Source organism: Micromonospora sp. NPDC003776, from assembly GCF_053605645.1.
Map to the genome: position 1 here is coordinate 1 of NZ_JBSGJR010000370.1, position 7,125 is coordinate 7,125.

Here is a 7,125-nt window from a genome sequence, read left to right on the forward strand (position 1 = left end):
ACCCGCACCAGGCGTTAAGAAGGGGCCCTTCCTTGCACCTCAGGTGCCGAGGTCGCCGGTGCTGATGCCGCCGTCGCCAGCGGAGACCAGGCGGATCGGACGCTGATCGGTGTCGGCACCGGGATCTGCGGCGCCTCCGCCATCGCGGCCACCACCCCGGCGATCCGGGCGAAGAGCAACGACGTGGCGTACGCGATCTCGACGATCTTCCTCTTCAACGTGGCCGCCGTCCTGGTCTTCCCGCCGCTCGGGCACGCGCTGGGGCTGAGCGGGCACGAGTTCGGGCTCTTCGCCGGCACCGCCGTCAACGACACCAGTTCCGTGGTGGCCGCCGCGGGCGCCTACGGCCAGGACGCCGTCGGATACGCCGTCGTCGTCAAGCTCGTCCGTACCCTGATGATCATCCCGATCGTCCTCGTCCTCACCACCCTGACCCGCCGTCGCGCGGACCTGCCGGAGACGTCGAAGGTCCGGCTGGCGGGCTCCCTCGTGCCCTGGTTCCTGGTCGCGTTCCTCGCCGTCGCCGCGCTGAACACCGGCGGAGTGATCCCCGCCGGCGCCCAGGCCGCGCTGCACCACGTGGCGCTGCTGTTCATCGCGGTCGCCCTCGCCGGCGTCGGCCTCTCCACCGACGTGGCCGCCCTCCGCCGCGCCGGCGCCCGCCCCCTGCTGCTCGGCCTGATCCTCTGGGCCGCGGTCAGCTCGACCAGCCTGGGCCTGCAGTACCTGCTGACTCGATGACGAGGCGCGGGACGGGCCGGACGCCGAAGCACCTGTGACAGACTGCGCGGGATGCCACTGCCGCCCTGGATAAGCGACCTGCCGGCGCTCGACCTGCTGCTGTCCGTCGCCGAGACGGGAAGCGTCGGACGCGCGGCGCAGGCGCACGGCATCACCCAGCCCAGCGCCAGCGCCCGGCTGGCGAAACTGGAGCGGCGGCTCGGCGTACCGCTGCTGGTGCGTTCGCGGCGCGGGAGCCTGCTCACGCCCGCCGGCGAGGCGGTCGTCGCCTGGTCGCGCACCGTCATCGACGCCGCGCAGGCCCTCGCCGACGGAGTGCTCACGCTGCGCGCCGACCGGCAGGCGCGGCTGCGTATCTCGGCGAGCCTCACCGTTGCCGAGTACCTGCTGCCGGCGTGGCTGCTGAGCCTGCGCCGCACCCATCCCGAGCTGGACATCTCGGCCGACGTCGCGAACAGTCACGGCGTTGTCGAGGCAGTCCGCTCCGGCGCGGTGGACCTCGGGTTCGTCGAGTCACCCGACATTCCGGCCGACCTGACCGCCCGCGTCGTGGGCGAGGACCGGCTCGCCCTGGTCGTCGCCGCCACCTACCCGCTCGCCGCGCACGCCTGGCGTGCCCTGCGCCCCACCGACCTCGCCGATCAGCCACTGCTGCTGCGCGAACCGGGCTCCGGCACCCGGGACACGTTCCTGAACGGGATCAAGCAGGCCCTCGGCTTCGCGCCGTCGCTGCCGTACGCCATCAGCCTCGGCTCGACCACCACGATCCTCTCCACGGTCCGCGCCGGTGGCGGCATCGGGGTGATCAGCGCCCGCGCAGCCGCGCCCGCCGTCGCCGCGGGAGAGCTGGTCGAGCTTCGCGTCGAGGGCCTCCCGCTGATCCGCCCGCTGCACGCCCTCTGGCTGGGCCGTACCCCGACCGCCCTCGCGGCGGAGCTGCTGGCGATCGCCGCCGCGGCTTCCGCCGATTGACGGATGTGGCCGCAGCGGTGACGACCGCTCAATACAGCGCCTGATGTACTGTCGGCCGGTGGAGACGTTGACGCACGGGCAGGTGCTCGCCCGGTTCGGGCATGCCCTGTCCGACCCCATCCGCGCGCGGTTGCTCCTGGCGCTGCGGGACGCGCCGGGCTATCCGGCGGAACTGGCGGACCTGCTCGGCACGACCCGGCAGAACCTGTCCAACCACCTGGCCTGCCTGCGTGGCTGCGGTCTGGTCGTGGCGGTCCCCGAGGGCCGGCGGACCCGCTACGAGTTGGCCGACGAGCGCCTCGCGCACGCGCTCGGTGACCTGCTGGACCTGGTCTTGACGGTCGACCCGACGGTGTGCGCCGACGCCGATGAGAAGGGTTGCTGCTGATGTCCGCCCCGCTGCTCCAGATTCAGCCAGGTGGCCTCGCGGCTCGGCGTGCGGTGCTCGCTCGGCGGGTACGGCTGCTGGTGGCCGCGACGATCACCTACAACGTGATCGAGGCGGTGGTGGCGATCAGCGCCGGTGCCGCCGCCTCGTCCACCGCGTTGCTCGGCTTCGGCCTGGACTCGGTCATCGAGGTGTCCTCGGCGGCGGCGGTGGCGTGGCAGTTCGCCGGGCGTGACCCGGAGGCGCGGGAGAAGGTCGCGCTGCGGATCATCGCGGTGTCGTTCTTCGCGCTGGCCGCCTACGTCACCGTCGAGTCGGTGCGCGCGCTCGCCGCCGGCGGGGAGGCGGAGCACTCCACCGTCGGGCTGGTGCTGGCCGGTCTGTCTCTGCTCATCATGCCGGTGCTGTCCTACGCCCAGCGGCGGGCCGGGCGGGAGTTGGGTTCCCGGTCAGCGGTGGCCGATTCGAAGCAGACGCTGCTCTGCACGTACCTGTCGGCGGTGCTGCTCGTCGGCCTCGGGCTCAACAGTCTGTTCGGCTGGGCCTGGGCCGACCCGCTGGCCGCGCTGGTCATCGCCGCCGTGGCGATCAAGGAAGGGCGCGAGGCGTGGCGCGGCGACACCTGCTGCGCGGTGCCGGTCGGCGGCGCCGATGACAACGACCCCGGTGGGTGCGAGCCCGGCTGCTCCTGCTGCTCAGGAGCGGACTAATCGGCCCGCGGGGCGTACATGATCACGGCGACGCCGATGAGGCAGATGGCCGCGCCGATGAGGTCGTAGCGGTCGGGGCGGAACCGGTCGACGGCCATGCCCCAGGCGAGGGAGCCGGCGACGAAGACGCCGCCGTAGGCGGCCAGGATGCGGCCGAAGTTCGCGTCGGGTTGGAAGGTGGCGACGAAGCCGTAGCAGCCCAGTGCGACGACTCCGGCCGCGATCCAGAGCAGTCCCCGGTTCTCCCGCCAGCCCTGCCACACCAGCCAGGCCCCGCCGATCTCGGCGAGGGCCGCGATCAGGAACAGCAGGATCGAACGGGCGACGGTCATACGTCCGACCGTAGCGTGAGCATCCGGCGCTTCCGCTGGTCACCCTGGCCGCAGGAGCAGGTGCGGCCGGCGCAGCCGGTGGTGTGGCGGCGTCTGCCGGTCCACCACCAGGTCAGGCCGGCGAGCACGGCCAGGGCGACGGCGACGCCGGGAAGGAAGCGGTTGACTGCCGCCCAGCCGGCACCACCAAGGACCCCGGCGGCCAGCAGCGGCGGCAGCACGCAGCAGCCGGCGCAGGCGGCTCCCGCGAGCCCCGTCATCCCGGAGGGAAGCAGGCGGCGCAGCCGGTCAGCAACAGTCGACATGGTCGTTCCTCTCCGCGAGTTTTGCGAACGGCAGGGGGCAGCAGGCGCTGCCGGCGCAGGCGACCAGGTCGTCGCAGCCGGCCGCGATGGCAGCTCGGAGGGTGTCGCGGATGACGGCCAGGTCGGCCAGCTTCTGTTCCACCTCGGCGAGCTTGTCCCGCGCCCGGGCCTGCAGTCCCCTGTCGGGTCGTCTGCCGTGCTGGTGGCGTCCGGCGTCGAGCAGGTCGGCGACCTCGGTGAGGGTGAACCCGAGGCGTTGCGCGGTCTTGATGACCCGCAGCAGGGTCACCGTGTCGGCCGGATAGAGCCGATGCCCGCCCGGCGACCGCTGCGGTGCGGCGAGCAGCCCCCGGCGCTCGTAGTAGCGCAGGGTCTGCCGGTTGACCCCGGCCGCGTCGGCGAGCTGCCCGCTGCGTAGTCCCGGTCCGGTCATCGCCGCACCCGCAGAGCCCGCTCGGCGAGGGCATCAAGCACGTCGACGTGTGCCGCCGGTATCCGAACGTCCAGCGTCAGCGAGTTCGGGTCGGGACGCGCGATGTCGAACGTGAAGAAGGAGCAGCACGCCGATTCCCGGGCCGTCAGGTCCCGAGCCGTCTTCTCGACCTGTGCCGCGCCGTCGAGGTGCAACCGCAGATGCTGCGCCGACACCCGCTCGGCACCCCGGACCGCGTCCTGGAAGAACTGATCGAACTCGGCCAGCCGCAGCGGCCGCTCGGCGGTCGGGAGGGTGCACGCGTCGGGCACCCAGGAGTCATCCTTCGTAACATGGTCGTCGCTCATCCATCGACGGTAAGCCTGTACCCAGGTATCGAATGCAAGCCCTGGTTCAGGGGGAGAACCGGGGCGTCGCCCGGGTCAATGCCATGACCTCCGCCGTGATGATTCGAAGGGATGGCGGGATGGCTGATGTCGAGGCGCGGCGGCGCATGATGCCGCCTCCCGCCGCCCCGGGCTGCGTCCAGAGAAGTGGTGTACTACTTGCCCGTGACGGGCGCGTTCCGTAGATGAGAGACGGCCACCGCGCGATCCTTCGAGACGGCTAAGTCGAACGAAGGAGAGTGATGGCGCGATCGCCGCATCTGAGAGTGTGAACCCTGTTGAGCTGCTGTGCGAGCAGATCACGGGCGCGTCGCCTGATGTGTTGCAGGCGAGATTAAGACGTTCGCGCAGGCGGTGATCTCCGCCGGGGCGGACGCCATCTGCGGCGCGGCCTATGGGCAGCGCAGCGACGAGCGGGTCAACTCCCGTAACGGCTACCGAGCCCGGGAGTGGGACACCTGCGCCGGCACGATCGACTTGGCGATCCCGAAGCTGCGCCAGGGGTCCTACTTCCCGGACCGGCTGCTGACCCATCGCCGGCGGGCTGAGCAGGCCCTGGGAGATGGCTACCCATCTGGACCCAGGTGCAGGCGTTGCGCAACCGGCCCCTGGACTCAGGGCACTACACGTTCGTGTGGATGGACGCGTTGACGAGGCTCTGGTCGTGGTCATCACCGGCCACACCACGCCCGGGTCGATGCGACCCACAGCTTCGGGAGTGCACCATGACCGGCTCGTCTACCCAGGAAACAAGACCATCCTGCATCCCGTCTCCCATCTGGCGAAGGCCAAGGAGGTGTTCAACGCGCTGCTCGGCGTCACGCCCCAGTCCGACTCGTCCTACTACGTCGGCTTCGAGGTCGAGGGCCAGCAGGTCGGGCTGGTCCCGGGCGGCGGCCCGCAGGGCATGACCTCGCCGGTGGCCTACTGGCACGTGTCGGACATCGCGGCGAAGCTCGCCGAGGTGACCGCCGCGCGCGGGCGCCACGGTGAAGGACCGTTACCTGTCAGTGCGCTTTAGCGACTGATCGGTATGTCCCGCCTTGCGGTGGGATGGTCCCGGTCTTGTCCGCGTGGGCGGGGCCGGGTTGACGTTTCATGGCCACCGGCCCGCCGGGGCGGGTCTTATGGTCGGCTCCACGTCCTGCCACCGGGCCACTCCCGGCGGTGGTGACCTCACGCGCGAGCGCGGCGAGGTTACGCGCGGCGTTCAAGTCCCGATCAAGGACCAAACCGCAAGAATCGCAGGTGTAGGTTCGGACACGCAGCGGCAGCTTGGCTTTCACCGCGCCGCAGCCCGAACAGGTTTTGCTGGAGGGATACCAGCGGTCAGCGACGATCCGCCGGCCACCGTTCCATCCAGCCTTGTACGCCACCTGTCGGCGGATCTCACCGAACCCGGCATCCGCGACCTGCCGGGCCAACCGCCGGTTGCGCAGCATGCCGGCCACGTAGAGGTCTTCGACCACGATCGTGCCGTACTCGCGGGCCAACCCGGTAGTCAGCTTGTGCAGGCCGTCACGGCGCAAGTTCGCTACCCGCGCATGCGCTGCAGTGACCTGCCGGCGGGCGCGTTCCCACCGGTTCGAGGGCCGCCGGCCGGTGCGCCGGTCCGGCCCGACGCGCCGGGACATCTGCCGGCAGAGGCGCCGCATCCGCTGGGCCGCCTCGTCCAGGTGCCGGGGGTTGGGCACCATCTCGCCGGTGGACAACACCGCCAGGTGGGTGATCCCCACATCGACGCCGACCACCGCCTGCGGGCGCGTCGGGGTGCGCTCGACCCGCTCGATTTCGACGCAGAACGCGACCTGCCACCGCCCGCCGTCCCGGCGCACCGTCGCCGACAGGATCCGGGCCGTGCCCGCCTCCAAGCGGCGGGCGAGCTTGCGGGTCGACTCGTGGGTCTTGAGCCGGCCCAGCCGGGGCAGCACCACATGCTTACGGTCCGGCTCCACCCGGATCGCACCCGTGGTGAACCGGACGCTGGGGGTGCTACGGCGACGGGATTTGAACCGCGGAAATCCCACCCGCCGACCGGCCCGCTTGCCTGCCCGGGAATCGGACCAGTTCTTCAACCCGCGGGCCAGGTTGTCCAGGCCGGTGTTGAACGCCTCCTTCGAGCACTCCGGCCACCACGGCGCCACCTCACCCTTGGCCACGTTCCACGCCCTCCGCAACGCCGGCAACGACCAACCCGCCGCCGGAGTCAGCAGTTCCTCAGGCGTGCCGTAGGAACGTTCCGCGGCCCGCTGGTCCATGACCGCCTTCACCCTGGCCAGAGCCCAGTTGTACGCCACCCTGGCCGCGCCCGCATGCGCCAGCACCGCCCGCTCCTGAGCCGGGGTCAGATCGAGCGCGAAACGATACGCCTGCAGACTGCGCACACCCACCCCCGCTCACCCCCTTCGGGATCAGTGTCGGCGACGGGTACGACACACCCGCAGCCCCACGCCCAAACACCGCACCAGAACGCTCCTTTGACGCCTGAAGAACACTCCCTTGGCAGCAGTCGACACCTCGTACGGGACGTCGGCGGCGGCCGCCTCGTGGCCACCGTCACCGACCCCGACGGCAACGTCCTCGGCCTGCTTCAGGACCGCTGAGCACCTCGACCGCCGAAAGGAGATCCGCGTGAACTGGAGCCGATGGGTCCGGCAGGCCCACCGTCTCCTGGCCGTCGTCTTCACGGCGACCGTTGTCATCACCTTCATCGCCCTGGCGCAGGACGATCCCGCCCTCTGGGTGTCATACGTGCCACTGCTGCCGCTCGGCCTGCTGCTGCTCACCGGCCTGTACATGTATGTGCTGCCGTACGCGGTCAGGTGGCGCGGCGGCCGACGGGCCGCCGGCTGAGGAGC

The 7,125-nt window shown here is 71.2% G+C and carries 10 protein-coding genes and 2 pseudogenes; 7 read left to right on the forward strand and 5 right to left on the reverse strand.

The features are described from left to right. Positions 1–96: 96 nt before the first annotated feature. The 4 genes and pseudogenes from ACWEVO_RS25035 to ACWEVO_RS25050 form a co-directional block, all read left to right on the forward strand. A pseudogene (locus tag ACWEVO_RS25035) lies at positions 97–741 on the forward strand (YeiH family protein); the annotation flags it as partial. 51 nt (positions 742–792) lie between these two features. Further along, entirely contained in the window at positions 793–1,713 is a 921-nt protein-coding gene (locus ACWEVO_RS25040; protein WP_452309960.1) for a LysR substrate-binding domain-containing protein, read from the forward strand. Between the two features lie 43 nt (positions 1,714–1,756). Then, positions 1,757–2,101, forward strand: a complete 345-nt coding sequence (locus ACWEVO_RS25045; protein WP_452309961.1) for an ArsR/SmtB family transcription factor — start codon at positions 1,757–1,759, stop codon at positions 2,099–2,101. Beyond that, complete coding sequence (locus ACWEVO_RS25050) at positions 2,101–2,811, forward strand: cation transporter (RefSeq protein WP_452309962.1); 711 nt, start codon at positions 2,101–2,103, stop codon at positions 2,809–2,811. The genes ACWEVO_RS25045 and ACWEVO_RS25050 overlap by 1 nt, the downstream gene beginning before the upstream one ends. Here ACWEVO_RS25050 and ACWEVO_RS25055 read toward each other — a convergent pair. The 4 genes from ACWEVO_RS25055 to ACWEVO_RS25070 are packed head-to-tail and all read right to left on the reverse strand — an operon-like array spanning position 2,808 to position 4,228. After that, positions 2,808–3,143, reverse strand: coding sequence for a YnfA family protein (locus ACWEVO_RS25055; protein WP_452309963.1), 336 nt, complete (start codon positions 3,141–3,143; stop codon positions 2,808–2,810). The two genes, ACWEVO_RS25050 and ACWEVO_RS25055, sit on opposite strands and share 4 nt — an antisense overlap. After that, positions 3,140–3,448, reverse strand: a complete 309-nt coding sequence (locus ACWEVO_RS25060) for a hypothetical protein (protein ID WP_452309964.1) — start codon at positions 3,446–3,448, stop codon at positions 3,140–3,142. Before ACWEVO_RS25060 ends, ACWEVO_RS25055 begins: the two co-directional genes overlap by 4 nt. Next, positions 3,432–3,881, reverse strand: coding sequence for a MerR family transcriptional regulator (locus ACWEVO_RS25065; protein WP_452309965.1), 450 nt, complete (start codon positions 3,879–3,881; stop codon positions 3,432–3,434). Before ACWEVO_RS25065 ends, ACWEVO_RS25060 begins: the two co-directional genes overlap by 17 nt. Then, the gene (locus ACWEVO_RS25070; RefSeq protein ID WP_452309966.1) at positions 3,878–4,228 is read right to left on the reverse strand and encodes a hypothetical protein; all 351 of its coding nucleotides are present in this window, start codon (positions 4,226–4,228) and stop codon (positions 3,878–3,880) included. The genes ACWEVO_RS25065 and ACWEVO_RS25070 overlap by 4 nt, the downstream gene beginning before the upstream one ends. A gap of 289 nt (positions 4,229–4,517) precedes the next feature. Here ACWEVO_RS25070 and ACWEVO_RS25075 point away from each other — a divergent pair. Both ACWEVO_RS25075 and ACWEVO_RS25080 read left to right on the forward strand, forming a co-directional pair. Further along, positions 4,518–4,920, forward strand: a pseudogene (locus ACWEVO_RS25075) (transposase); the annotation flags it as partial. A gap of 11 nt (positions 4,921–4,931) precedes the next feature. After that, positions 4,932–5,288, forward strand: coding sequence for a VOC family protein (locus ACWEVO_RS25080; protein ID WP_452309967.1), 357 nt, complete (start codon positions 4,932–4,934; stop codon positions 5,286–5,288). Here the strand turns inward: ACWEVO_RS25080 and tnpB are convergent. Next, the gene (tnpB, locus tag ACWEVO_RS25085; RefSeq protein ID WP_452309968.1) at positions 5,275–6,657 is read right to left on the reverse strand and encodes an IS607 family element RNA-guided endonuclease TnpB; all 1,383 of its coding nucleotides are present in this window, start codon (positions 6,655–6,657) and stop codon (positions 5,275–5,277) included. The two genes, ACWEVO_RS25080 and tnpB, sit on opposite strands and share 14 nt — an antisense overlap. A gap of 241 nt (positions 6,658–6,898) precedes the next feature. On the opposite strand from tnpB, the gene ACWEVO_RS25090 reads away from it, so the two are divergent. Then, a complete protein-coding gene (locus ACWEVO_RS25090) occupies positions 6,899–7,120 on the forward strand; it encodes a hypothetical protein (RefSeq protein ID WP_452309969.1) in 222 nt (73 codons plus the stop codon). Positions 7,121–7,125: the final 5 nt, after the last annotated feature.